The organism is Lysinibacillus sp. TE18511 (assembly GCF_054062295.1).
In genome coordinates this window covers 36,048-61,288 of the sequence record NZ_JBSSFD010000002.1, presented here as the reverse complement: position 1 = coordinate 61,288, position 25,241 = coordinate 36,048, and the positions used below count along the sequence as shown (strand labels likewise).

At 37.3% G+C, this 25,241-nt stretch carries 26 protein-coding genes; 19 read left to right on the top strand and 7 right to left on the bottom strand.

What is annotated here, in order from left to right; all coding sequences use genetic code 11:
- Positions 1 to 303 precede the first annotated feature (303 nt).
- Both ACVWXS_RS01675 and ACVWXS_RS01670 read left to right on the top strand, forming a co-directional pair.
- A complete protein-coding gene (locus ACVWXS_RS01675; protein ID WP_456955569.1) occupies positions 304 to 1,203 on the top strand; it encodes a hypothetical protein in 900 nt (299 codons plus the stop codon).
- A gap of 260 nt (positions 1,204 to 1,463) precedes the next feature.
- Entirely contained in the window at positions 1,464 to 2,075 is a 612-nt protein-coding gene (locus ACVWXS_RS01670; RefSeq protein WP_456955567.1) for a phosphatase PAP2 family protein, read from the top strand.
- A 49-nt stretch (positions 2,076 to 2,124) separates the two neighbouring features.
- Here the strand turns inward: ACVWXS_RS01670 and ACVWXS_RS01665 are convergent, their stop codons facing one another.
- The 3 genes from ACVWXS_RS01665 to thrC are packed head-to-tail and all read right to left on the bottom strand — an operon-like array spanning position 2,125 to position 4,799.
- Positions 2,125 to 2,808, bottom strand: coding sequence for a 2-hydroxy-3-keto-5-methylthiopentenyl-1-phosphate phosphatase (locus ACVWXS_RS01665; RefSeq protein WP_368637583.1), 684 nt, complete (start codon positions 2,806 to 2,808; stop codon positions 2,125 to 2,127).
- Between the two features lie 33 nt (positions 2,809 to 2,841).
- Entirely contained in the window at positions 2,842 to 3,750 is a 909-nt protein-coding gene (thrB, locus tag ACVWXS_RS01660) for a homoserine kinase (RefSeq protein WP_456955565.1), read from the bottom strand.
- Positions 3,747 to 4,799, bottom strand: coding sequence for a threonine synthase (gene thrC / locus ACVWXS_RS01655; RefSeq protein WP_456955563.1), 1,053 nt, complete (start codon positions 4,797 to 4,799; stop codon positions 3,747 to 3,749). Before thrC ends, thrB begins: the two co-directional genes overlap by 4 nt.
- 206 nt (positions 4,800 to 5,005) lie before the next feature.
- Here thrC and ACVWXS_RS01650 point away from each other — a divergent pair, with 206 nt between their 5' ends.
- Both ACVWXS_RS01650 and ACVWXS_RS01645 read left to right on the top strand, forming a co-directional pair.
- Positions 5,006 to 6,235 (top strand): MFS transporter, encoded by a 1,230-nt coding sequence (locus ACVWXS_RS01650; RefSeq protein WP_423490918.1) that lies wholly within the window; start codon positions 5,006 to 5,008, stop codon positions 6,233 to 6,235.
- A gap of 366 nt (positions 6,236 to 6,601) precedes the next feature.
- Entirely contained in the window at positions 6,602 to 7,489 is an 888-nt protein-coding gene (locus tag ACVWXS_RS01645) for a MurR/RpiR family transcriptional regulator (RefSeq protein ID WP_456955561.1), read from the top strand.
- A gap of 115 nt (positions 7,490 to 7,604) precedes the next feature.
- Here ACVWXS_RS01645 and ACVWXS_RS01640 read toward each other — a convergent pair whose 3' ends face one another.
- Positions 7,605 to 8,402, bottom strand: coding sequence for a GNAT family N-acetyltransferase (locus ACVWXS_RS01640; RefSeq protein ID WP_368637587.1), 798 nt, complete (start codon positions 8,400 to 8,402; stop codon positions 7,605 to 7,607).
- A gap of 529 nt (positions 8,403 to 8,931) precedes the next feature.
- On the opposite strand from ACVWXS_RS01640, the gene ACVWXS_RS01635 reads away from it, so the two are divergent.
- The gene (locus tag ACVWXS_RS01635) at positions 8,932 to 9,858 is read left to right on the top strand and encodes a manganese-dependent inorganic pyrophosphatase (RefSeq protein ID WP_368637588.1); all 927 of its coding nucleotides are present in this window, start codon (positions 8,932 to 8,934) and stop codon (positions 9,856 to 9,858) included.
- Between the two features lie 38 nt (positions 9,859 to 9,896).
- Here ACVWXS_RS01635 and ACVWXS_RS01630 read toward each other — a convergent pair whose 3' ends face one another.
- Positions 9,897 to 11,276, bottom strand: coding sequence for an FAD-dependent oxidoreductase (locus ACVWXS_RS01630; RefSeq protein WP_456955558.1), 1,380 nt, complete (start codon positions 11,274 to 11,276; stop codon positions 9,897 to 9,899).
- Between the two features lie 126 nt (positions 11,277 to 11,402).
- Here ACVWXS_RS01630 and ACVWXS_RS01625 point away from each other — a divergent pair, with 126 nt between their 5' ends.
- The 3 genes from ACVWXS_RS01625 (at position 11,403) to ACVWXS_RS01615 (ending at position 15,607) form a co-directional block, all read left to right on the top strand.
- Positions 11,403 to 12,110 carry a DsbA family oxidoreductase gene (locus ACVWXS_RS01625; RefSeq protein ID WP_456955556.1) on the top strand — a complete coding sequence of 236 codons (708 nt, stop codon included), beginning with the start codon at positions 11,403 to 11,405 and terminating at the stop codon, positions 12,108 to 12,110.
- Between the two features lie 207 nt (positions 12,111 to 12,317).
- Complete coding sequence (locus tag ACVWXS_RS01620) at positions 12,318 to 12,941, top strand: FMN-dependent NADH-azoreductase (RefSeq protein WP_456955554.1); 624 nt, start codon at positions 12,318 to 12,320, stop codon at positions 12,939 to 12,941.
- A 305-nt stretch (positions 12,942 to 13,246) separates the two neighbouring features.
- Positions 13,247 to 15,607: a bifunctional 2',3'-cyclic-nucleotide 2'-phosphodiesterase/3'-nucleotidase gene (locus tag ACVWXS_RS01615; RefSeq protein WP_456955552.1), complete on the top strand. Its 2,361-nt coding sequence runs from the start codon at positions 13,247 to 13,249 to the stop codon at positions 15,605 to 15,607.
- On the opposite strand, the gene ACVWXS_RS01610 is transcribed toward ACVWXS_RS01615, so the two are convergent.
- Positions 15,596 to 15,838, bottom strand: a complete 243-nt coding sequence (locus tag ACVWXS_RS01610) for a DUF2500 family protein (RefSeq protein WP_456955550.1) — start codon at positions 15,836 to 15,838, stop codon at positions 15,596 to 15,598. The genes ACVWXS_RS01615 and ACVWXS_RS01610 overlap by 12 nt on opposite strands.
- Before the next feature lie 204 nt (positions 15,839 to 16,042).
- Here ACVWXS_RS01610 and ACVWXS_RS01605 point away from each other — a divergent pair, with 204 nt between their 5' ends.
- From ACVWXS_RS01605 to ACVWXS_RS01580, 6 genes are all read left to right on the top strand, one after another.
- Positions 16,043 to 16,348 (top strand): winged helix-turn-helix transcriptional regulator, encoded by a 306-nt coding sequence (locus tag ACVWXS_RS01605; protein ID WP_068984894.1) that lies wholly within the window; start codon positions 16,043 to 16,045, stop codon positions 16,346 to 16,348.
- 220 nt (positions 16,349 to 16,568) lie between these two features.
- Positions 16,569 to 17,483: a UDP-N-acetylmuramate dehydrogenase gene (gene murB / locus ACVWXS_RS01600; RefSeq protein ID WP_374964950.1), complete on the top strand. Its 915-nt coding sequence runs from the start codon at positions 16,569 to 16,571 to the stop codon at positions 17,481 to 17,483.
- 55 nt (positions 17,484 to 17,538) lie between these two features.
- Positions 17,539 to 18,294, top strand: a complete 756-nt coding sequence (locus ACVWXS_RS01595; protein ID WP_456955547.1) for an exodeoxyribonuclease III — start codon at positions 17,539 to 17,541, stop codon at positions 18,292 to 18,294.
- Between the two features lie 179 nt (positions 18,295 to 18,473).
- A complete protein-coding gene (locus ACVWXS_RS01590; protein ID WP_374964954.1) occupies positions 18,474 to 18,845 on the top strand; it encodes an ArsR/SmtB family transcription factor in 372 nt (123 codons plus the stop codon).
- Complete coding sequence (locus tag ACVWXS_RS01585) at positions 18,826 to 20,949, top strand: heavy metal translocating P-type ATPase (RefSeq protein ID WP_456955545.1); 2,124 nt, start codon at positions 18,826 to 18,828, stop codon at positions 20,947 to 20,949. Before ACVWXS_RS01590 ends, ACVWXS_RS01585 begins: the two co-directional genes overlap by 20 nt.
- Before the next feature lie 160 nt (positions 20,950 to 21,109).
- Entirely contained in the window at positions 21,110 to 21,409 is a 300-nt protein-coding gene (locus ACVWXS_RS01580) for a late competence development ComFB family protein (RefSeq protein ID WP_402987872.1), read from the top strand.
- Positions 21,410 to 21,454: 45 nt separating this feature from the next.
- On the opposite strand, the gene ACVWXS_RS01575 is transcribed toward ACVWXS_RS01580, so the two are convergent.
- Positions 21,455 to 21,718 carry a hypothetical protein gene (locus tag ACVWXS_RS01575; RefSeq protein ID WP_456955543.1) on the bottom strand — a complete coding sequence of 88 codons (264 nt, stop codon included), beginning with the start codon at positions 21,716 to 21,718 and terminating at the stop codon, positions 21,455 to 21,457.
- 135 nt (positions 21,719 to 21,853) lie between these two features.
- Between ACVWXS_RS01575 and ACVWXS_RS01570 the strand changes: the two genes are divergently transcribed.
- The 5 genes from ACVWXS_RS01570 to ACVWXS_RS01550 all read left to right on the top strand — a co-directional run bounded on the left by ACVWXS_RS01570 (position 21,854) and on the right by ACVWXS_RS01550 (position 25,020).
- Positions 21,854 to 22,012 carry a hypothetical protein gene (locus tag ACVWXS_RS01570; protein WP_456955541.1) on the top strand — a complete coding sequence of 53 codons (159 nt, stop codon included), beginning with the start codon at positions 21,854 to 21,856 and terminating at the stop codon, positions 22,010 to 22,012.
- Between the two features lie 150 nt (positions 22,013 to 22,162).
- Positions 22,163 to 22,582, top strand: a complete 420-nt coding sequence (mntR, locus tag ACVWXS_RS01565) for a transcriptional regulator MntR (protein ID WP_068984888.1) — start codon at positions 22,163 to 22,165, stop codon at positions 22,580 to 22,582.
- 42 nt (positions 22,583 to 22,624) lie between these two features.
- Positions 22,625 to 23,482: a CvfB family protein gene (locus tag ACVWXS_RS01560; RefSeq protein ID WP_456955538.1), complete on the top strand. Its 858-nt coding sequence runs from the start codon at positions 22,625 to 22,627 to the stop codon at positions 23,480 to 23,482.
- 174 nt (positions 23,483 to 23,656) lie between these two features.
- Positions 23,657 to 24,571: a DUF1002 domain-containing protein gene (locus ACVWXS_RS01555; RefSeq protein WP_368637600.1), complete on the top strand. Its 915-nt coding sequence runs from the start codon at positions 23,657 to 23,659 to the stop codon at positions 24,569 to 24,571.
- A 167-nt stretch (positions 24,572 to 24,738) separates the two neighbouring features.
- Positions 24,739 to 25,020 (top strand): GNAT family N-acetyltransferase, encoded by a 282-nt coding sequence (locus tag ACVWXS_RS01550; protein ID WP_368637601.1) that lies wholly within the window; start codon positions 24,739 to 24,741, stop codon positions 25,018 to 25,020.
- Positions 25,021 to 25,241 lie beyond the last annotated feature (221 nt).

Sequence of the window (25,241 nt, the reverse complement as noted above, 5' to 3'; positions counted from 1 at the left end):
TGTTTTGAAACACCGCCATTTTTTGGCGGTGTTTTTTGATGTCCGCCAAATCACGCCAAAAATTGGGGCAAGACCGCCAAAAAAATGGCGTAAACCCACCGTTGAAATATCGGTGTTAGTACTGGTACGCTTAAGATAATCGTGGTAAGTAGATTTGTTATAGTGAGTAATAATATATATAAGATTTCGTTTAAAATAAGCAGCCTGACTATCTATGAATAAAGTAGAGATTGTAGATTTTTTAAGATACCAGCTAGTCAACATACTTCACCATAAAACTTTATATAAAGGTAGGCGTGTATTTTGAAAGTAGAACTTGAAAATTTATTTTCTATAGATGAATCTAGTCAAGAGCAAGTCATTAAAGTATATAATCGCTATGGGATTTGTATTGGTGCCCCTGAAATAAGAAAAAAGAATTTAAAGGCATCATTTAATCCTATTTTTACATTAAATGAAAATATAACATATGAACATGTAACAGCATTATATAAATCATTGGAACGCGAATTAGGGATTGTTTCAATTGGAGAACGTTTTTACTTTGATTTTTCAGAGAGTGAATATGAGCAAGCACCATTGTTTACATTAAATTCCACAGGTAACTCACCTGATATGTTTATAGAAGATAGAGGGACTTTATTTTCTATAAGCACCTACTGTCAACATTGTGGGCTATTGGAAAAAGAGCAACTTTCACCATTGGTGATAGATACAACAAAAATGAGAGATCGCCATCTAGTACATGTGAGTGGATATTGGGTAGCTTCACAGGAATTAGTGACCTTAATGAAGCGAGAGAATATTAGAGGCTATGAACTTTTAGAGGTAATTCATCAAGGACCGGAAGAAGGGAAGCAACAAGCTTTTCAAATTATACCGACACAAGTATTACCTGAATGCAGCACTGAAAGAGTTAAGTTGTATTTTGCGACAGAGCAACCTCCGTGTCGTTGCGGATTAAGTGGGGTTATCAACGGACCTGATAGTTATAAGTATGAAAATTTAACAAACTTAACAGGTGATATATTCTTCTCGGCAGAATGGAGCCATGATGGAAGATATTTGTATAGAAAAACTTTGTTTAGTAGAAAATTTAGAGAATTGGTAATTAAAAACAATATATCTCGTGAGGTAAAAGGCGAGAAGGATACGAACTTTGGACCAATGGATTGGCTATTTGATCCTGTATTATTAAAATAATTCAAACTGAATCTGATATTAAGGGATGAGGAAGTGTTTATTTTGTTTAGAAAGATAATATCTATTGTTGCAATCTTATTTATCGTTGCGTTGGTACTTTCAAATTATTTTAATAAACCTGACAAAAAAACATTTGTCATTACCCTAGAAAGAGGGAGCTCGTTGAGTTAGATAGTAAATTTACCTCTAACTTACTTAAATATGTTATGATGTGAAAAATAAAACAACATGGCATGACTAGTTTTGAGGTGAAGTATGAAGTGAAGAAATGGGCATATCCTTTGGCGATAGTAACGCTAATTACTTTTTTTGTGTTACGCGCTACTTATGAAAGTAAGTGGATCATTAATTTTGATAATAAAATGGCAAATCTATTTTTCGGTAATCGTTTTATAGAGTTTTTTCATTATATAGGAGAACCGGCATTTGTAGTAACTGTAGCGATATTATTAGTTGTGTATTTAGCATGGAAGATAAAAAATTACCGAGCTATATTATTTGTTTTATTAACAATTGCAGCTGGGAACGTTCTTAACCAATTATTGAAAAAATGGGTACAACGACCAAGGCCTGAAATTGAAGAACAATTAACATCCTTTAGCTTTCCATCAGGGCATTCTATGACAGGTATCTTGTATTTATTTACAATCGCTTATATATTTTCAGAGAATAATAGTAAGAGACGAAAAACGCTGCTTTGGCTTGGGGCAATTATATTAACAGTGCTTATTGGCTTGTCTCGGGTTGCTGGAGCTCGTCATTTTGCTTCAGATGTATTGGCTGGATGGAGTATGGGTTATACTTGGTTCATAATCTGTGTCATTTGGTATGAACGTCGCAAAAGACATTTTAAAGTAAATAATAAATCATAAACCTACAAAGGGAGCCGTCTTAAATGGAGACAGGCTCCCTTTGTTATGGTTATTTTGAAATAGCCTTTTCTACCTTAATAAGCTCTTTTACAGCGTCTAAGCAGTCATAGAATGTCTCAAAGTGCTTGTAAGGAATATGAAGGTCTTCACAGCGTTTAATAAGATAATCCCTAGCAAGTACTAAATCTGCCTGTTTTGCAGCCTCAAAATCAGAAAGGGAATCTCCAATCACGATTTTAAAATGATCGCTCTGTGCCACTTTTCGCATGACGCTTGGTTTGCAGCAGCCACAGCCCTGGGTCTCAAATTTCTCACATTCTTCATCACAGCTATTGGGAAAGACGAGCTTAATTTGTTGATCTGAAAAATCGGCGCTATTGCAATATATACCAGAAAAGGGGCCGTATTTTTTTAGTAGTGGCTCAATGAAAAAATCGACACCACCACTAACAATGTAAAACGGAATATGTTTCTCTCGTGCAAAACGAACGAAATCGCCAAAGCCCTCACGTATAATGGCTGTATCCAGTAAATATTGAATAACAGTATCCTTTTGTTCAGTTGATAATAGCTCGAACATTGCTGATACGCCATCTTTAAAGGATATTGTTTGTTTCATCATTGCTTTAGCAATTTTCTCAGATTCCTCTGGTACGAATTGAGTCATAAGTGAGACGATATTATCAGTTTCTGTTATAGTGCCATCAAAATCACAGAATATAATTGGTTTCAAGCTACTTCCTCCTTCAAAAAGAAACGTCTACTTTTACAGTAGACGTCCAAAATTTACCTGTACACCATATTCATCGGCTTTTGTTAAGATAATTTGATGCTCTGGAAATTGATTTTCCATGGCATTTACGAAATTCTGTGCAATAGCAGTAGGGATGATGGAAATCAGCGTTGGTCCTGCTCCGCTTAAGGCTGTTCCAAATGCACCGTTAGCCTTTGCGGCTGCACGAATTTCTTTATATTGTGGAATTAGTTTGGCACGGAAAGGCTCATGAAATAAATCTGTTTCCATATAGTGTCCTGCACGCTCAAAATCACGAGCCATTAATGACGCAGCCAACATATTAGCATTTGCAGAAGCATGCACCGAATATGCTCGATCAAATTGTTCTGGTAAAACAGAACGAGATTCACTTGTTTTAAGTTCGACGTCGGGTACATATACAACAAAGGAAGCATCAATATCATTCACATGGAGTGTATCCACAACACCGTTCTCATCCATTGATGAAATTGTTAATCCTCCTAAGACGGAAGCTGTTGCATTGTCTGGGTGTCCTTCGATTTGTGAGGATAAATTGAGTTTATCCTGTACAGTTAAGCCTAGCGCACAGACTTGATTAGTAAGTTCAATTCCAGCAACGATTACTGCAGCACTGCTCCCTAAGCCACGGGCTAATGGAAGTTCACTTGCCATTTCAACACGGCAGGCAGGTAGCTGCTTACCGTATTGATCAGCAATTTTTTTGGCAATCACGTATAGTAAGTGTTCTTCAAGCTCAAACTCTTTAGGACCATTATCGTCAAGGTGGATAATTTCCCATTTATCTTGTAAAGACACAGTTAGTTTTAAGTAAAGAGACAAGCCGAGTCCTATTGAATCAAAGCCAGGTCCTAGATTGGCTGTGCTCCCAGGAACTGAGATTTGCCACATGTTACTCATAGTACGCCCTCAATATATTTTCGAATTTCTTCTTCATCGTTTTTAAGTGAGACAACATCTACAGTTGAGACGTTCATTGCAGTATCAGGGTCTTTCAAGCCATTACCAGTGAATATTGTAACAACTTTAGAGCCCTTTGCAATTTTGCCATTTTCAACCGATTTAATAACACCTGCTAATGAAGCCGCCGAACCAGGCTCAACGAATATTCCTTCAGTGCCAGCAATTAATTTATAAGCAGCTAAAATTTCTTCGTCTGTAACCGAATCAATAATTCCACCTGATTCATCACGGGCAGCCTCGGCAAATTTCCAACTTGCAGGATTACCGATACGAATCGCTGTTGCCACTGTTTCCGGATTTGCAATTGGTTCACCTTTTACAATCGCAGCTGCACCTTCAGCTTCAAAGCCAAACATCTTTGGTAGACCAGAGCCTTTTGCAGCGTCATATTCTTTAAAGCCTTTCCAGTATGCCGTTATATTACCTGCGTTACCGACAGGGATGCATAGATAATCTGGAGCCGCTCCTAAAGCATCTACAATTTCAAATGATGCTGTTTTTTGACCTTCTATACGGTATGGATTTACAGAGTTTACAAGTGCCACAGGAGTTGTTTCACTCACTTGGCGAACAATATTCAATGCATCATCAAAGTTACCATCGATTGCAATAATTTTTGCACCATACATTGTCGCCTGAGCTAGCTTACCTAGGGCTACTTTTCCTTTAGGGATAACAACTATAGACTGAATTCCAGCACGTGTTGCATAAGCTGCTGCTGCTGCAGATGTGTTACCAGTAGAGGCACAAATAACGCACTTACTACCGTCCTCGATAGCTTTTGCAACGGCAAATACCATACCACGATCTTTAAATGAGCCTGTTGGATTTGCACCTTCGATTTTTCCATAGAGTTCAATGCCAAGCTTTTTAGATAAATTTACTAAATGTATAAGAGGTGTATTACCTTCGTTTAAAGTTAGGGCAGGTGTGTTTTCTGTTACGGGTAAAAATTGTTTATATTCTTCAATAAGGCCTTTCCACATAACGTTTACGATCTCCTTTTGTTCTTATAGAAAGAACAGTTGTTTTTGTATAAAAGACATTTTAACGCAAATCGCCCTATGTTTTCAATAGCATTTCATAAATTGTCGAAACAATTCGGTAATTTGAATTTTACTTGTCACTTTCTTGAAACAACTGTATAGTAAACTTAATAATGTAAAGTCAAGTGTAAAGACAGGTGGTTAAAATGACAACAAATACAGTAACAGCGAATAAGTCTCAACAATCTATTTCTCGCAATAAACTTTTGGGAGTAGCAGGTGTAGGCTGGCTTTTCGATGCAATGGATGTAGGAATATTATCATTCGTTATTGCAGCATTAGCAGCCGAATGGGGATTAACACCAAATCAATCTGGCTGGATAGGTAGCATTAACTCAATTGGGATGGCTGTAGGAGCGTTGGTTTTCGGAGTGTTTGCTGATAAAGTGGGACGTAAACAAATTTTTATGTGGACGCTAGTATTATTCTCTATTGCAAGTGGCTTGTCTGCATTTACAACTACATTAGCAGCTTTTATGGCACTACGTTTTTTGGTAGGCATGGGGCTAGGAGGAGAATTACCAGTCGCATCAACGCTAGTTTCTGAGAGTGTAGAAGCAAAAGAGCGTGGGCGAGTGGTTGTTTTACTGGAAAGCTTTTGGGCAGTCGGTTGGTTAATCGCTGCACTAATCTCGTATTTCGTTATTCCTACATGGGGATGGCGAGTTGCTTTATTGTTAACGGCAATTCCGGCATTATATGCAATTTATCTTCGCTGGCACTTACCAGATTCACCACAATTTACAGTGAAGGCGGAGTCTAAAAAAAGAAGCGTTGGACAAAATATTCGAGATGTTTGGTCTAAAAAATATGCACGCTCGACACTTATGTTATGGGTGTTATGGTTTACGGTTGTATTTTCGTATTACGGTATGTTTTTATGGCTACCAAGTGTAATGGTTGGTAAGGGCTTTGATATGATTACGAGCTTTAAATATGTTCTTATTATGACGTTTGCGCAGCTACCTGGTTATTTTACAGCAGCATGGTTTATAGAAAAATTTGGACGGAAGTTTGTACTTGTTTCCTATTTAATGGGTACAGCTGTAAGTGCTTTCATTTTTGGTAATGCTGAAACAATAGCAGTACTATTAGGATCAGGAATGTTTTTATCGTTCTTTAACTTAGGGGCATGGGGTGCACTTTATGCTTACACACCAGAGCAGTATCCTGCCATTATTCGTGGTACAGGTGCAGGAATGGCAGCAGCTGTGGGGCGCATTGGTGGTATTTTTGGACCTCTGTTAGTAGGTTCTTTATTAACGGCTGGCTATGATATTGGCTTTATCTTTGCGATTTTCTGTGGATCTATCCTTATCGGAGTTGTCGGTGTACTGTTTTTGGGGAAAGAGACGAAGCAAATCGAATTAGAATAATAAAATGGAAAATGTCTTGGATTAACTATCGTCCAAGACATTTTTATATGTTTATGATGCCGATAAAATAAAGCGTAATTAATCTGCTTTATACATAAAAATAAGATATTATAAATTTTTATACAAATGATTTTATGTATCTGTTAGAATTACAAATCCATACAAAATTATAGCTGTTAGATTATGTTGATAAAGATACTATGAATAACATTGATGCAATGTCGTTTTTTGCGAACTGTTATATTAGCGAGTTAAAGCGTTGAAGATTTTTCTGAAAAGTCATTGTATTCAAATTGTAATCGTGATACTGTATTTTTAATCATAATTTAGCGTCAGTAGGAAACAATCTCCATTCTTGAAATTTCATTGAAAGAAAGGTTGTTAGAAATGAGTATTAATGAAGAAATAAAAAGAAGATTTGTTAGGTTGTCGAAGGGACAGCGTAAAGTTGCACAATTTGTTATGAATAACCCTTCAGCTGTAATTGGGAACGGAGCAGCTGAGGTTGGTAGACAGGCGAATGTTAGTGAATCGACAGTTATTCGTTTTTGTTATGCGATGGATTTATCGGGCTATGTAGAGCTTCAAGATGAAATTAGAAGCTACTTAATGACTCAAAATGATGAGCTGAGTCTTCAACCTACATATTCTTCAAGTAAGGGGAATACTTCGAGTTTTGGTAAGGTAATGCAACGTGATATTCAAAATATTCAAGATACGATTCATTTGATAAACGATCATATGCTTCAAAAAAGCTCGAAATGGATGCATGAGGCAGATAATGTTTACATTTTAGGTACTCGTCAAGCCGCGTCCATAGCAAATTGGTTATCGTCCACACTGACAACTTTACGTCCAAATGTGAAACAGCTTCGCTCAGAATCTGATGATATTGTACAGCAAATTAACAGTATGGGGGAGCGTACGACGTTAATAGTTTTTTCATGGGACAAGCATTCTAACGATATTCAAACGATTGTAGAAATTGCAAAGAAGAAAAAGGCAAGAATTATTGCCATTACCTGTTCGGCGTTGTCGTCTTTTCGGGAATATGCAAGTGCGTTATTTACACTTGGCATGAAAAAGCAATCTGCATTGGACGTTATTCCAGTTTTGTTTTCGTTTTTACATGCGTTAATTGAGGAAATGGTTAGTCAGGATAAGGTGCAATATGAGAAATATCAGCAATCGTATGAGCAAGTAGAAAATAATTTATTATTCTTAGATGCAGCAAGAGAAAAGCAAGTTTTCTAAATTTATATCAACGCGTAGAAAATGTACGATACTTATCTATGCGTTTTTTTGATATTACAGGGCTACACATAAAAAAGATGTCCAAATAATTTTTAGACATCCTTGAAAAAGAAGTTTATAAAATTTTACTTAAGCTATATTCGTTAATAAAGGCATCATTTAGTTTAATAGCATTTAGTCGAATACCTTCTTGCTGAAACCCTATTTTTTTAAACAAATTTAAAGCACGATCATTATGCTCCATAACAGTTAATTCTAAGCGCGAAATATGTCGCTGTTTAGACCAGCTTTCAACTGCCTTCATAAGAGCTGAACCGAGCCCTTGTTGCTGATACTCTTCTTTAACAGCTAAGTGGACTGCTGCAACATGCTTAACTTTAGAGTGTTTATATCCATGGATGACGGCATAGCCAGCAAAAATACCATTTAATATACAGAGTAAAATCGTACGGTTTTTCAGCTGTTTCCAATAGACTAAATCCTTACGAAGCTGTTGAACGGTAAGATCTAATTCATTTTGCATGTTATACATGAAGTCAGTTTGTTGGAAAATTTCTTCTTGCAAATGAATAAATGATCTAGCGTCTGATGCTTCCAATGCGCGAATTATGTATGCAGATTGGTTATCTTCATTTTTTATATTGCTTGTAGTCTTCATTTGTGTACGCGAGAAAGTTACGCTAGTGCCGAGCTTTACATCAATTACATAGTAGCCTGCATTTGTCCATGACAAATAGTGAGAGAGAGGGGGTTTGGTTTTCTTCCACCAGCTTCTATTTAAGTATGCTGCATTTGGTAAGGCTTGTCCCATAATATTTTCTAGTTCGCTAAAAGATAAAGTAATTTCTTGTTGTAATGCTACATCAAAATAATTTGCTAAAGGAATATACTTTTTTTCCATCTTCTTTGTCATCGTAATCCCCATTTCCTGTATACCCTAAAATATAGATACCTGATGATAGCATAAAATTATGGTTTCTTAAATATGAAAACGCAACTATATATCTATTTATAGTAAATATTTTTAATGAACTATATATTGTTATTATCAAATGTTAAAAATGGGATGGAAAAAGTAGATAAATATAATAAATTTAATGATGATCAAGAAATAGTCATTTGAGGTAATTTTCTGGCTCATCATCAAAAGTTGTGAATACCATTTTTAAAAATATATGCCCTGTATATTAGTTGATCTTCGTTCCGACTAGGCGACTCCTTGAGGATTAGCGATAGAGGAACGGAAATCAACCACACGTTATGGTAATGAGCCAATTTTTATCTAGTTATCGAAATTTGAGAATGACAATTTGTTAAAACGTTAAATACATGAAGATGTAGGAGAACCTATTCAGACAAACTTTCACTTTATATCATGTTAGCTCATAAGGTATGATAAAATAAAATGCAAATGTTATTGCCATTTAGGAGGAATAAATTTAATGAGTAAAGTTTTAGTTTTCGGACATAAAAATCCAGATACAGACACAATTACGTCTGCTATCGTATATGCATATTTAAAGCAACAAATCGGAGTAGATGCGGAAGCTGTACGTCTTGGAGAAGTGAATAATGAAACAAAATTTGCATTAGACAAATTTGGCTTTGAGGCACCGCGATTAATTTCTTCGGTAGTTGGTGAAGCAGAAAAAGTAATTCTTGTAGACCACAATGAATTCCAGCAATCAGCTGATGGCATTGAAGAAGTACAAATTACAGAAGTAATCGATCATCACCGTATTGCTAACTTCCAAACGGCTGATCCACTATATTACCGTGCAGAACCTGTAGGCTGTACTGCAACGATTTTAAACAAAATTTTCAAGGAAAATGGCGTAGAAATCCCTGCAAATATCGCTGGTTTAATGCTTTCTGCCATCGTTTCTGATACATTATTATTCAAATCTCCAACTTGCACAGAACAAGATGTAAAAGCTGGTGAGGAACTAGCTAAAATTGCAGATGTTGATGTTGCCGAATACGGATTAGCAATGCTTAAAGCAGGTGCTGACCTTTCAGATAAATCATTAGAAGATCTTTTATCTTTAGATGCAAAAGAATTCCAATTCGGAGAATATAAATCTGTAGTAGCTCAGGTAAACGCAGTCGATATTAACGATGTGCTTGGCCGCCAAGAGGAATTAGAAATTTTGTTAAACAAAAATGTAGCTGAAAATGGCTTAGACCTATTCTTCTTCGTTGTAACAGATATTTTAAACAATGACTCAACAGCTGTTGCAATTGGACAAGTAGCAGAGGCTGCAGCAAAAGGATTTGGTGCTGAGCTTGTAAATAATCGAGTAATTTTACCAGGTGTTGTATCTCGTAAAAAACAAATCGTTCCAGTTTTAACTGACGCATTGAAATAATGGAAAAGAGGTTGTCCTAAAAAAGGCAACCTCTTTTTTTAATCTAGCTTTAATGGCTGCACAGCAGGGCCTTCAAGTACTTCACCTTTGGCATTAAAACGGGAGCCGTGACAAGGGCAATCCCAAGTTTCATCGGCTTCATTCCATTTTGTTTTACAGCCTAAATGCGTGCAAGTTGGTGCATTGCCATGTCTAATATAACCAGATACAAACTCCTTTGCTACGAAGCCACCTACCTTTAGCATTTGCATGAACTGAGCCCCAAATTTCGTACGTGCTGGTGAATAAAGAGCCATTGCCCCATCCTCATTCCTTGCCCCAGTTATTAGAGAGGATAGTAAATCTCCAGCTACAAAAGAATTAGAAATTCCCCATTTTCGATAGCCAGTTGCAATGAACACATGAGGTAAGGACTGCGTAATCCTGCCGACATAAGGTACCATATCAGGCGTTTCAATGTCTTGCGCTGACCATCGATAGATTGGATCCTGATCGAAATGCCCCTTCATTTCATTTTGAATAGCCTCATAATAGGGCTCCGTATTAGTTGTTTCACCTGCAATATGATTAGCTCCACCTAATACTAAATAATGCTCATCGTTAATGGTAGCCGTCCGAATAGAGCGAGTAGGAGTATCTACGCATAAATATTGTCCTTGCAGGGTATCGGTAATTTTAGCAGCAACCATATAGGAGCGACTGTTAGATAGTTTAAAAAGCTGTAGCCCTTTAAAGGCTTCGATGGGATAGTGTGTGCACAAAACAATCTTGTTATATTGAACCGACATATCACTTGCGGTTTGTAAGTTATTTTGTGGTATGTTTAATTGCTGAACACGGGTATTTGTATAAATTTTTGCTCCCAACGATTGCGCTTCTTTTGCAAGGAAGTTACAAACCTCTACAGGATTTATTTGAGCTTGCTGGGACATACTTAGCGCTTTTGTTATCGGAAAGGGAAGCTCTGTATCAGAAGTGATTTTCGCCGTAATATTTAATACTTTATAGGCATTCCATTCTTTTAATAATTGGGCATAGCCTTCTTTAGTTTGGCAATAAAGCAATGAATCTACTTGTTGAATACTCTTCTTAGGGAGCAACTGTAAAGCTTTTTCAACAGCCAGTTGATTGAGCTGATAATAGAGCCGTGCCTCATCTACAGAAAGTTTTTCTATTAGATTGCCATAAACTAAGCTATGTTGGGCAGTTAATTTTCCCGTTGAGTTACCGGTCGTACCATGACTGATGTGGGAATTTGCCTCAAGCAAGACTACATCTACACCGGATTTTGCTAAGACATAGGCTGTGTATAGTCCCGTCAAGCCTCCACCGATTATACATACATCACAAGTCGTTGATGCAGGAAGAGATGTTAGGGAGACGGGATCAGTTGTTGCTAGCCAAAGAGATTGTGTCATACATAAACCTCACATTGTTTTTAAGTTCAGTATGTAGATTGATTTGAAAATTTATGCAATGAAGCAGAAAAATTGCCTTAATGTCAGGATTGCCGCTACAATGTAGCAAAAGGAGCGTGACTCGTAATGAAAATTGAAATCTGGTCAGATTATGTATGCCCATTTTGTTATATTGGTAAAAAACAATTAGAGCAGGCTATTCAGGATACTGGTTTTACAGGACAGGTGGAGCTCGTTTATAAAAGTTATCAACTTGACCCAACAACGCCTGAAGATACAAATATGTCTACGTATGAATATTTAGCGAATAAGTACGGGATGACGCTAGAAAAAGCGAAGGAAATGGCGCAAGGTGTTGCTGCTCGTGCGAAAGAGGTTGGCCTGGACTATAATTTCGATAAGCTAATGGAAGAAAATACATTAAAAGCACATCGTTTAGTAAAATGGGCGGAACAGCAAGGGGATGTGACAGCGCTGGTAGAAGCACTGTTACACAATTATTTTATCGAAGCAAAGCGTATCGGGCAGAATGACGTATTAATCGATATTGCTGAGCAAGTAGGTTTGAATCGTGAAGAAGTGACAAAGGTACTTTCTAGCGATGATTTTAAAACAGAGGTAGAGAATGATATACAAGAGGGGCTACATCTTGGTGTACGAGGCGTACCGTTCTTTGTGTTAAATCGTAAGTACGGTATTTCAGGAGCACAACCTCAAGAAGTTTTTGAAGAAACTTTGCGTAAAGTAGCAGAGGAAGAAGGCTTACAATCTGGATTAAAGGTCGCAGGGTCTGAAGATGGTGGAGTTTGTACAGATGATAGCTGTAAATTTTAATTCTGTCGGAGAAAAGTAAAAAAAATAGGACCGATCACTTTTGCAAGGAAGCTGATCAGATTAGTGGTGAACCCGATCACTTCCAACATTTCAGTCTAAAGTCTGAGTCTACTAGCGTTGACTTTTAATAGAGAATTTTTTAAGATACTAATATATCTTGAATTCGAGATATATTAAACTGTGGATTTATAAGGGAGAATTTATATAATGAACGTATTAGTAGTAAAAGCTAACAACCGTCCAGACGGTATTTCAACAAAAATGTATGACACATTTATGGAAAATGTACAAGGTGTAAATGTAACGACTTTTGACGTATTCGCAGAAGACATGCCTTATTTCGGTCAAGATCTTTTCAATGCTTTTGGTAAAGTTCAAAACGGTGAAGCGTTAACTGACATTGAATCACGTCTTTTAGCAGCAAAACAAAAAGCTATGGATGCTTTAACTGCTGCTGATGTTGTTGTATTTGCTTTCCCACTTTGGAACTTAACAATCCCAGCGAAATTACAAACTTTCGTTGACTATGTATTCCAAGCTGGTTATACATTTAAATATAATGAAAACGGTCAATTAGAAGGCTTAATGGGTGACAAAAAAGTTGTTATTTTAAATGCTCGTGGTGGTTACTATTCTGCACCTGAAGCACAACCAATGGAAATGTCAGTTAACTATATCAAAAACGTTGTTGGCATGTTCGGTATGGAAATTATCGAAGAGGTTATCATTGAAGGTCATAACGCGTCATCAGATAAAGCTCAAGAGATTATTGCAAATGGCCTAGAGGCAGTAAAAAAAGTAGCTCAATCTTTACAAACTGTAAATGTATAATAAATTATTTATTGATTAAAGTTCTCTCTAATTTGAGAGGACTTTTTTTACTTATTTCATAGAGGTACGGTAGTGGTAAGGAGGTCTGACATATTGGTACTATGCACTTTTTATTGATTTACATTTAATAACATCAGATTATAACAAATGATTATGTCATAATATTAATCGATCATTTTTAGGTAAAGTGTTTAGCTATTCTTCTAAAATTACATACAATTAGGACTATTTATTCAGTAAAAATACAGATTAGTATAATATAATAGAAATCGTAGGAAAATATTAGATTTATAGGAGGCTGTTACATGAATAAGAAAATAATAACTAAATTCTTTGCGATGTTACTTATTCTATTCACGGTGTTGCCATTTGGACTTTCCGCAAATGCTGCATCAAACGATGTGACACGTGGAGATTACGTGAAAGAATTAGTGGAAAGCTTAAATGTCGAGCTAGGTGATGGTTCTAATCTTGCCTTCACTGATGTCCCTAAGGATTTAGCCCCGTATGTAGAAAAAGCAGTAGAACTGAAACTTATTAAAGGTAAAACTGCGACATTGTTTGGTCCAAACGATAAATTGACACGTCAACAAGCATTTGTTATTTCTGCTCGTGGATTAGTCAGTGAAAACGCTCCAATTTCTGTATTAGATCAGTTTAAAGATGCAGATCAAGTTGCTAGCACACATAAGCAAGATTTAGCAAATGCTGTTTCAGCAAACATATTACAAGGCTTTGAGGATAACACAATTCGTCCTCGTGACTATGTAACAACTGAGCAAATGCAAAGCATTGTTGAACGTTTTGTAGCTGAATACAAATTACCTACATCTGCAACTACAGTGGATCTTCAAATTTTAGGTACAACAGATATTCATACAAACCTTGTAAATTACAATTATTTCTTAGATGCTGAATCAGCTACTGTAGGTTTAGCAAACACTGCTACATTAATTGAACAAGCTCGTACTGAGAACCCGAATACATTATTATTTGATAATGGCGATTTAATTCAAGGAACGCCATTAGGATCTTATAAAGCGCTAGAAAACCCTATAAAGCCAGGGGAGGTTCATCCAGCTATAGCAGCACTTAATGTACTGAAATATGATGGTGGAACTTTAGGGAATCACGAGTTTAACTATGGCTTAGAGTTTTTAGATGAAGTATTAAATGATGCAAAATATCCAGTCGTAAATGCTAACACTTACGATGCTAAAACAAAAAAACGTATGTTTTCACCTTATGTCATTCTTGATAAAGAGGTTGTAGATAATACGGGTAAAAAGCACACACTTAAAGTTGGTGTTACAGGTATCGTACCTACGAAAATTGTTGAATGGGATGCGATCCATTTAGCAGGTAAGGTAGAAATGCAAGAACCAGTTGAAGCGGTAAAAGAAGTTGTACCAGAAATGCAAAAGGCTGGAGCAGACGTAATCGTGGTTCTTTCACACTCAGGTATTGGTGAGGACACTTATGTAAAAGGTGCCGAAAATGTTGGATACCAGATCTCTGAGATTGAGGGTGTCGATGCTTTAATTACAGGTCACTCTCATTTAACGTTCCCAGGGGACTATAAAAACCTTAAAAATGTTGACCAAGAAAAAGGTACAATTAACGGTGTACCTACTGTAATGGCAGGAAGCTATGGTAGCTATCTTGGAGTCATTGACTTAAAGCTAGAACAACAAGGTTCTAAATGGGCTGTAGTGGATGGACAAGGTTCTATACGTTCTATTAAACAAGAAGGCTTACAACCATCTAAAGCAGTTTTAGATGCAGTTAAAGAAGCGCATGAAGGAACGTTAAAGTATATTCGTCAACCTGTTGGTGAGACAACAGCACCAATCCATAGTTACTTCTCAATGGTTCAAGACGATTCTTCAATTCAAATTGTGACACAGGCTCAAAAATGGTTTGTTGAAAAAGAATTAAAAGGTACTGCTGATGAAAACACACCACTTCTTTCAGCTGGTGCACCTTTCAAAGCAGGCTCACGTAACAACCCTGCAGATTATACAAACATTCCTGTAGGTCCGCTTGCGATTAAAAATATGGCAGACATCTATCATTTTGACAATACTGTTGCAACGATTAAAGTAACAGGAGCACAAGCAATTGAATGGTTAGAAATGGCTGCTGGTATATTTGCTACAATCGATCCGAATAAAACGGAAGAACAAAATATTATTGACCCAGAAGCACGTTCTTACAATTTTGATGTATTAGATGGTTTAACATATCAAATTGATGTAACTTCACCGCCTAAATATGATCGTCGTGGTGACTTAGTAGACGAAAAAGCAAACCGTATTAAAAACGTACAATATAACGGTAAACCAATAGATCTAAATCAAGAATTCATCATTATTACAAACAACTACCGTGTTGGTGGTTCTTATGGTGCTACATTCAAAAATGCAGATGGCTCTAACGTAACAAATTATGCGTACGAAAATCGCCAAGCTGTTATTGACTACATTATGGTAAACAAAACAATTAATCCTGCTGCGGATAATAACTGGTCATTTGCACCATTCCCAGCAAATACAAAAGTTATTTACCACTCTGCTAAGGATGCACAAAAAGTCATTCCTGCAGGCAGCAATATCGAATATTTAGAAGATACAGAAGGCGGCTTTGGTAAATATTTAATTAAATAATGAAAATGAAAAGGAGAGTGCGAATGAATCGCTGCTCTCCTTTTTATGTCGTTCAAAGGTCTGATACCTGGTTCCTTGAAATGTTAATAAGGCAAAATCTCCATTTGCAAGTTGTCCATAATCACGACCACTCATTTTTAATTCTAGACGATCGCGACTTAATAAAGTGGTCATAATTTTAAAGGAAAGTGCATCTATAAGTAGTATGTAGTCATTAGATTTCATGATCATCCGTGAAGTGGTCGGCCATGGTTAATTTCTATGTCTTGCTTTATTTGAGCATAGAGGTACATAGTTTTCCATCAATAAAACTAGTGAATTATTTTTAGTAATTAAATATAAAATAATAAATAAATTACGATAAGTAAATAAGTTACTTCAAATTTACTTTTCTTAAATTAATCGTTACAATAGAGTACATAAGAGGTGAAAATAATGAATGAGACAAATTTATGTCCTCGTTTAGCTAAAGCAATGGATTTAATCGGAAAACGCTGGACAGGGCTAATTTTATATCAATTATTAGATGGACCACAGCGCTTTAATGAGATTGAATCTGCATTACCTGTAAGTGGTCGTTTATTATCTGAACGTTTAAAAGAGCTAGAAAAAGAAGGGCTTGTTGAACGCAGAGTGTATTCAGAGGTACCAGTGCGTGTAGAATATTCTTTAACAGATAAAGGTCGGGCGTTAGAAGGGGCAATCCGTAATATTGAATCATGGGCAACGAGCTGGCTTTAGTGTAGGTCTATTGGAATTTTGATGGTTGGGTGAACAATCGGCTATTTATGTCACTAGGAATGACCACGAATTTTCTTTATAATATTCATCATCTCTGCACAGGTAGTCTCGCTGTCTGTTAAGTCGAGATAAAAAATACCCTTCATTTCACTTGTCAAATTAGGGTTCTATATCCATACTAGTGTAGGAGTAAGAAGGACGTTAGAAAGGAATTAGCTTCATGACAAAAGAACAATGGGTGGCGGATTTAGCACAGAGCGTTAATCCGGCCAATATTAAGTTAGATGAATCATTACAGCAATATACTATGACAAAATTAGGTGGTAAAGCGGATGTTTTCGTTCTCGTTGAAACAGAGGATGAAGCAGCAACGGTTATTCGTTATGCTAACATGAATAATATACCATTACTAATGTTAGGTAATGGATCTAATATGATCGTTCGTGATGGCGGTCTTCGAGGAATCGTTGTTACATTTTCGCTTTTAGATGAAATTCATATTAATGGTGACCATGTCTACGCGCAAAGCGGTGCGCTTATAAAAGATGTATCAAAGCTTGCAGCAACAGCATCTTTAACAGGCTTTGAATTCGCATGTGGTATCCCTGGTTCAATAGGTGGAGCTATGGCAATGAACGCAGGTGCATATGGTGGCGAAATTAAGGATATTATTATTTCATCAAAAGTGCTAACAAGAGAAGGTGACATTTTAATATTATCGAAAGAAGAGCTTGAACTTGGTTATCGTCAAAGTATCATTGCTAAAAAAGGGTACTATGTATTATCATCCGAATTTCAATTAGCTAAAGGTGTGCAGGAAGAAATTGATGCAAAAATTGCTGATTTAACGTTTCAGCGAGAATCTAAGCAGCCGTTAGAATACCCATCTGCAGGGAGTGTTTTTAAGCGCCCGCCAGGTCACTTTGCAGGCAAGCTTATTCAAGATAGTGGCTTGCAAGGTAAAGGCGTAGGTGATGCAGAGGTATCAACGAAGCATGCAGGCTTTATTGTTAATAAAGGTAATGCAACGGCTACTGACTATATTGCAACAATCGACATGGTACAACGAGTAGTTAAAGAAAAATTTGGCATCGATTTAGAAACAGAAGTAAAAATCGTTGGTGATGACTTATAAAACTCTACGCTCTTCGCTAATGGCGGAGGGTGTTTTTTGAGGAGTGAAACAGTAAATGAAATTTATATCTTGGAATGTCAATGGAATTCGAGCTTGCTTGGGTAAAGGGTTTTTAGATTTTTTCAATCACGTAGATGCAGATTTTTTCTGTATTCAAGAAACGAAGTGTCAGGCTGGACAAGTGGAGATTTCGCTTGAGGGATATGAGCAATATTGGAATTATGCACAGAAGAAAGGTTATTCAGGTACAGCTATTTTTACAAAGCATGCGCCACTTGCAGTACGTTATGGCGTTGGTGAGGATGAATCACAAGAAGAGGGGAGAATTATTACGTTAGAGTATGAAGATTTTTACTTAGTGAATGTTTATACCCCAAATTCACAGCGTGATTTAGCTAGACTACCTCTTCGTTTAGAGTGGGAGGATCGGTTAGCGCTATATTTAAAAGAGCTAGATGCCAAGAAACCTATAGTATACTGTGGCGATTTAAATGTTGCACATATGGAAATTGATTTAAAAAATGCAAAGTCGAATGTTGGTAATTCAGGTTTTACATATGAAGAACGTGCAAAAATGACTGAGCTATTGGCAAGTGGTTTTGTGGATTCATTCCGCTATATGCATCCAGATACAAGTGATCACTATACATGGTGGTCCTATATGAATAAAGTGCGCGAGCGTAATATTGGGTGGCGTATTGATTACTTTATTGTTTCTGAGAGGTTAAAAGACAAAATGGATGTGGCAAGTATTCATTCACATATTATGGGCAGTGACCATTGTCCAATCGAATTACAGCTTAATAACTAGTGTCTATTAAAAATCGGTGTACATTTTGTGCACTGATTTTTTTGCTTATGTGATGTGAATTTAAAATTAATTGGAGTAATAAAGATAAACATCATTTACATTCAAATACTCATTTGAATATGATGGAATATTATGCTATATTGAAAACAATCAAACGAACATTTGAATGAGGTGAGGAAATGCCAAAAGAAGTATGTGAAGTGACGCATGTTAACGAAGAAGCGGTCAAAAAGGTACAACAGCAAATGCCAGATCTATCAGGAGTAGCAAAGTTTTTAAAAGCATTATCTGATGAAACAAGACTCAAAATTGCATATGCCTTAACGGTCGAGGATGAATTATGCGTTTGTGATGTTGCCTCCATTATTGGCTCGTCAGTAGCAACAGCATCGCATCATTTACGTTATTTGAAAGATAATAACTTAGCAAAATCGTATCGTAAAGGAAAGCAGATGTATTACTCTTTAGCTGATGAGCATGTGTATCAAATTGTAACGGTTGCCTACGAACATGTGAAAGAGGGGATTGCAAATGGGAGCGACGCCAACTAAACAAGAATACAGGCTACAAAACTTATCCTGTGCCAGCTGTGCAGCAAAGTTCGAAAAAAACGTGAAAGCTATTCCTGCGGTACAGGATGCACAAGTTAATTTCGGTGCTTCAAAAATAACAGTTATTGGTGATATTGGCGTTGATCAACTTGAAGAGGCAGGTGCTTTCGACGGCATAAAAGTGTCCCAATCGACAGTAAGAACAATTGAAAAAACAACGCCTTTTTATCGAAAAACAGAAAATATTTTAGCTGGAATCTCCTTGCTATTCGTAATCCTTGGATATGTATTTGGAGCAATGCGTAGTGAAACTGAGCCGCTAACTATTGGGATGTTTATTATCGCGATTCTAGTTGGGGGAATTGGCATTTTTAAAACAGGTTTCCGCAATCTAGCACGCTTTGAATTTGATATGAAGACGCTGATGACCATTGCAGTAATCGGTGCAGCCGTTATAGGAGAATGGGAAGAAGCGGCCGTTGTTGTCTTTTTATTCGCTGTAAGTGAAGCGCTTGAAGCGTATTCAATGGATAAGGCGCGTCAATCGATTCGTCAGTTAATGGATATAGCGCCACCAACAGCAACAATAAAGCGAGCGCATGGCGAACATTTCCATGAGATGGAGCTACCAACGGAAGAGATTGAGATTGGCGATATTTTAATCGTTAAACCTGGTCAGAAGATTGCTATGGACGGAATTGTAGTGAGTGGATTGTCAGCAGTGAATCAGGCAGCGATTACAGGCGAATCTATTGCTGTTAATAAAACGGTCGATGATGAAGTATTTGCAGGTACTTTAAATGAAGAAGGTGCTTTAGAGGTACGTGTGACAAAGCGAGTAGAGGACACAACAATTGCAAAAATTATTCATCTTGTTGAAGAGGCACAGGCAGAAAAAGCACCTTCACAGCAGTTCGTTGATCGCTTTGCGAAATACTACACACCGGCAATTATGATTATTGCCTTACTTGTGGCCGTTATACCACCTTTATTTATAGGTGATTGGCAACATTGGATTTATCAAGGATTAGCAGTCCTTGTTGTAGGTTGTCCATGTGCACTTGTTGTTTCTACACCAGTTGCTATCGTTACGGCAATCGGGAATGCCGCTAGACAAGGCGTCCTTATTAAAGGAGGTATTCATTTAGAGCAGCTCGGTCATATTGAAGCAATAGCATTTGATAAGACGGGTACACTGACAAAAGGTAAACCTGCTGTAACGGATATTTTTACAGCGAAAGGGATGTCTGAGGAATATGTTTTACAGCTGGTAGCAGCAGTTGAAAAACAATCGCAACATCCATTAGCTAAAGCTATTTTGCAGGCATTGCATGATAAAAATTTAACAGAGCTTATACCGACAGACTTTCAATCCGTAACAGGCATGGGTGCTTATGCAACGGTTAATGGTCAAATAATTTATGTAGGAAGCTTAAAATGGATTGCTACTTTAACGACTGTTGATGAGATGGTAAAAGAACAGGTTAAAAAACTTCAAAAACAGGGTAAAACAGTTGTAGCAGCTGTTAGTAATGATCAGTATATTGGGATGATTGGAATTGCTGATCAATTACGTCAAGAGAGTAAAGATGTCTTGGATAAGTTAAATGGTCTAAAGATAAAGCATAAAGTTATGCTGACAGGCGATGCAGAACCAACAGCACAGGCAATTGCAACTTCTTTAAATATGACAGATGTGAGGGCAAGTTTATTACCAGCAGAAAAATTAATGGCCATTAAAGATTTACGTGCACAGTTTGGCGCAGTGGCGATGGTAGGAGATGGTGTCAATGATGCACCCGCACTTGCTTCAGCCAATGTTGGCATTGCAATGGGAGGTGCTGGCACTGATGCAGCACTAGAAACAGCGGATATCGCATTAATGGGTGATGATTTATCGAAACTTCCATATACAATTGATTTAAGTAGAAAAACATTACGCATCATTAAAGAGAACATTATATTTGCCCTAGTCTTAAAATTAGTGGCCCTGTTACTCGTTATCCCAGGATGGTTAACATTATGGATTGCAATCTTTGCAGATATGGGCGCTACATTACTAGTTGTTTTTAATTCGTTACGATTAATCAAAACTAAGAAGTAGTAAATAAGATGTAATTCGGTGACAAATGTAGGTCATTAATCTCGCTAAGGAGCTAGTCGTTTTTATACTACTAGTGATTCTTGAAAAAAACCCTTGTTACCGCTATTATGGTTTCAGGAATAATGTAACAATTAAATATAAACGAGGCGATGGTTTGAATATGTCAGATCCTATTTTAGTAAATGTTACAGAGGAAATTGTGCGTGGTTTAGTAAGCTTTCTACTACGAGGACCGGAATATCAAACATTTTGTAAATGTGAAATCTGTGAACTTGATGCAGTAGCACTTACACTGAATGCATTGCCTAGTAAGTATGTTACATCTTTGGAATCCCGAGATGAAGCGTTTAAAGTGATGAATACTCCTGAAAATATCGAACGAATTAATAAAGAGATTATTCATGCATTACATGTGGTAAATAAGCATCCTCGACATAAGGCGGAGCCAACTTCTATATGAAGTTGGCTCTTCATGTTTTTGAAAAACAAAATGGTCAAGGAAATCTTAGTGAATGATGTGATGCATTAAATGAGGGTGATTTCCGTTCCAGGCTACTCGCTTTCCTGTGGGCGAGCGTCGAGCCGCTTCCTCCGCTTCCTCCGCTGCGCTCCGTGCAGGGTCTCGCCTGTCTCGCTTTCCCACGGGAGTCGAGTAGCCTTCCACTCCAATCAACAATATATTATAAATTTTATGCATTTCAAAAGTGAACGCTTGGCTACTCATTATATTTGAACTGAATAGACTTATAACACTGACGAGTTTGTACATCTGATGTTGCTGCTACACTTTCGCACTTAAAACATTTGTTGCTGAAGTTTCGTTTTATCGTTATAAATTAGAATGTCATGCTAGAAGATACATTCTAAGTGAAGTGGTTGATTGTAGTGGAGACTGGGCGACTCCTTGAGGATTAGCGTCACAGATGAGACCCTGGAGCGAGCAACGCGAGTGAAGCGGCTCATCGGACGCCCCCAGGAAAGCGCCCAGTCGGAACGGAAATCAACCACTCGGTTTGCTGAAGACAATACTTTATTTAAAGATACCTCAATTTTATTTACATAAATTTTTCAGCTGTATAAGGGCCAACATATGAAGTCGGTTCTTTTTAGGGTGCACATGTAGTGTTTTTCTGGCATATGTATTTTCAGTTAACTTTTAAGCCAAGCTTGTAGTAAACTAGAGAGTAAGAAAAGGAAAGAGAGGGAATAGGATATGCCAACACCTAGTATGGAGGACCATATCGAACAAATATATTTATTAATCGCTAATAAAGGGTATGCCCGTGTGTCTGACATTGCTGAAGCATTATCTGTTCTTCCTTCTTCTGTTACAAAAATGGTTCAAAAATTAGATAAAGATGGTTATTTAGTTTATGAAAAATACCGTGGACTTACATTGACGCCCAAAGGAGAAAAGCTTGGAAAACGTCTTGTACAGCGCCATGAGCTTCTAGAGCAATTTTTGCGAATCATTGGTGTAGATGAAGAGCGTATTTACGATGATGTAGAAGGAATCGAACATCATTTAAGTTGGAATTCAATCGACCGAATTGCGGATCTTGTACAGGTAATGGAAGAAAATCCGGACATCGCGAAAAAACTAGAGGCAACTAAGATACAACATAATCTATAAAGTTTTTTGCGAAAATGATGGTGTGAAGGAAAGGAAGACAATATGAACGAATTAAAATCAGGTGAAGTTGTTACGTTAACTGTATTAGAGCAACAAGCATCGAAATGGATCTTAACAAATGGAGTTGACGAACTACCTTTAAATGCTTCAGAGGTAACAGAGCCACTTGCAGTAGGTGATCGCCTTGAAGTATTTTTATTTGCGGATCGTCGTGGTGATTTAGCGGCTACGACAGCTATCCCCACTTTCGTACAAGGTGAATACGGTTGGGCTCGTGTCCTAAGAGTAGCCGAGCGTGAAGGGGCTTTTGTAGATATCGGTACTTCACGTGAGGTGCTAGTGAAAGCGGAAGATTTACCTGCAATAACAGAGCTTTGGCCAGCACCAGGCGACCATGTATTTATGACATTACGTACAGATCGCAATGGTGATTTATTTGGACGTTTAGCAACTGAAGAAAAAATCTCGGAATTATATGAAGGTGCATTTGAAGACATGCACAATAAAAACATTAAGGCACGCCCGTATCGTTTATTACCAGTAGGCTCATTTTTATTGGGCGTAGAAGCTCCGTACCGCATTTTTGTCCATGAATCAGAGCGTAATGCAGAACCTCGTCTTGGACAAGACGTAGTTGTTCGTATTATTGATGTAAAAGATGATGGTTCAATGAATGGTTCACTTTTACCACGTAAGCATGAGCGTATTTCTGACGATGCTCAGCGAATTTTAAACTATTTACAAGAGGTTGGGGGCAAAATGCCTTTTGGCGATAAATCCTCTCCTGAAGAAATTCAAGAAATGTTCCATATGAGTAAGGCTGCATTTAAACGTGCATTAGGAACACTGCTGAAAGCTGGTAAAGTGAAACAGCAAAACGGTTGGACTGAAGAAATTTAGGGCATAAGAAACCACGAAATTAGTGAGATGCTAAAGAGTGGGGATACTGCCAGAATAAAAGAAATGACGAGAGACAACATTGAAACCTTCTCGTCTTTTTTTCGTACTAATTACTGTATAATGGCGTACATTATACAGACCAAATGTGTTTTCTAACGAAAGGGGTCACACAATTTGAAAAAAACGTGGATGAAAATACTAACAGCGACTATGTTAGTATTTGGCGTGATGGCACCAGCAACAAGTTTTGCAGCTGATAATACGCCACCAAAAGCAATTGATGAAAAACTAGGCGTACCGATCGTCGTATATGGGGCAAACTTATCTGAGGCTGAAAAAGAGTCTGTTAAAAAATCATTAAAAGTGGATGAAGAGCCTGAAATTGAAGAAATAACAGTATCAGGTCAAGACTTAGTTAAATATATTAAAGATAGTAATTCGAGCTCTCGTATGTATTCCTCTGCTAAAATTACGCGCAAGAATGCAGGAGAAGGTTTAGTTATCGAGATTGTTACACCATCAAATATTACACAAGTTACGTCTGAAATGTATGCAAACGCAATGCTAACAGCAGGTATTGAAGATGCAACAGTACAGGTGGCTGCACCAAAAGCAGTAACAGGTCATTCAGCACTTGTGGGAATTTACAAAGCCTATGAAGTAACAACAGGTGAAAAGCTTGATATTGATCGTACAGATGTTGCCAATGAAGAACTATCTGTAGCAACTACTCTTGCACAATCAGCAGGAGTGGACGATGCCAAGGTTGCACAATTACTAACGGAAATCAAAAAACAAATTGCAGAATCAAAGCCAGCAACTCGAGAAGATGTTGAACAGATTGTGCAAGAGCAATTAAACAAGCTTGAAATTAATTTAAGTGAACAGGACCGTCAATTGTTAGTTGATTTGATGGACAAAATTAGTAAGCTAGACATTGATTTTAGTAAATGGTCTGAACAGTTAGATGATATTAGCAATACAATAAAAGAGAAATTTGGCGCACTTATGGAAGATGAAGGATTTTGGGCAAGTGTGAAAAATTTCTTTGCTAATTTAAAGGATACAATTTCTTCATGGTTTAATTAATTCATAGAAAAGAGTCTGCAACACTTCCTCCTGATTGCTAGAGGAAAGTGAGCAGATTCTTTTATTTTTATCATCTTTGTTCAAGGGATTGGATTTTTTAGTGCCACCCACTATCTTTGTAAAAATGTAAAAGGCTATGTTACTATGAAAAAAAGGAGTGGTGAGAAATGGAATTTCAATTACAGCAGCTAGCAGAAAATAAACTTGCTTTTGTCTATGAGCAAGAAGGGGAAAGGTTAGCAGAAATTACGTGGCAACAAAAGGGGCAAGTAATGGTAATGGATCACACATATGTATCAGATAAGCTCCGTGGACAAGGTGTGGCCAAAAAATTATTAGATTATGCAGCGGCATACGCCCGTGGAAATGGCTATAAAATGGAAGCTGTTTGTTCCTATGTAGTTGCAGCATTTGAAAAATCTAATGCTTATGATGATGTAAAACGATAAAAAATAAGGCAATCTGCAATTGTTAAGTATGCAGATTGCCTTTTAACTTTTTTAGCAAATGTTTTTTGTACCGAAAGCGTAGCGGCAGGTACAGAAGTCGTCCACCTCTATAGGTAGTGAGATGAATGCATAATTGATTTCCTATGGCAAAATATCCACGATGCCCCTTACAGTAAAAGGATACTATAAATTAGTGCAGTTAAGACACTCGCTCCACCTAT